The 566-nt window shown below is 45.1% G+C and carries 2 protein-coding genes; both read right to left on the reverse strand.

Going from position 1 to position 566, the window contains the following annotated elements; translation table 11 throughout:
* Positions 1–10: 10 nt before the first annotated feature.
* Entirely contained in the window at positions 11–244 is a 234-nt protein-coding gene (locus tag KIO97_RS26650) for a hypothetical protein (RefSeq protein ID WP_285384419.1), read from the reverse strand.
* Positions 241–566, reverse strand: a 326-nt coding sequence (locus KIO97_RS26655) for a hypothetical protein (RefSeq protein ID WP_285384420.1), incomplete at its 5' end; no start/stop codon positions are given. The genes KIO97_RS26650 and KIO97_RS26655, both read right to left, overlap by 4 nt.

Here is a 566-nt window from a genome sequence, read left to right on the forward strand (position 1 = left end):
TACTTGACCACTACAGTAACTCCAACACTTGAACGTTGAGTGCTTCTTTTAATTCATCAGCCGCCTGTGCCGATAGGGGCAAGTTGTCAATATGAGGGCCAACATTAACCGTTTGCTCTTCATGTACGTTGAACAGTAAAAAAAACACCAATACCGTAAAAATGTCCATCAGAGCCACCAAATTTAAAGCGGAGCCCCTTTTCTCTTGTCGACTGGCCGTCAAAGTTTGAAACGAAATACTCATGGTTGTTGCATCTCCTTTACGTCCATCGATATCGATGAAAACACATCATCATAAGGCGCAAGAAGGTCAAATAACCCAACTACATCTTGATACGAGTATGATGCCTCTAGCGAAATGGACAATGGTGCTGTTCCCCTCAGGCCATGCAGGTGCGCTGTAAGAGCCGAAATTAGTGACGCTCTGTCTGCGACCTCATGACGAAACAAAGTCTTATCGGCTTGCAATAAAATAAGCTCCTGACTCGTCACTCGCAAAAGATAGGGTGTAACCGTCCTTGGCTCCGAAGACGAGGAAACTACAGGATCTGGTTGTGCGTATACAT

Origin of the sequence: Vibrio sp. B181a (genome assembly GCF_030248375.1) — a bacterium.
Taxonomy (GTDB): Bacteria; Pseudomonadota; Gammaproteobacteria; order Enterobacterales; family Vibrionaceae; genus Vibrio; species Vibrio campbellii.

Bases quoted from the DNA above. Each gene is read 5' to 3' on its own strand.
- KIO97_RS26650 (WP_285384419.1), bottom strand. From the start codon at position 244: ATGAGTATTTCGTTTCAAACTTTGACGGCCAGTCGACAAGAGAAAAGG.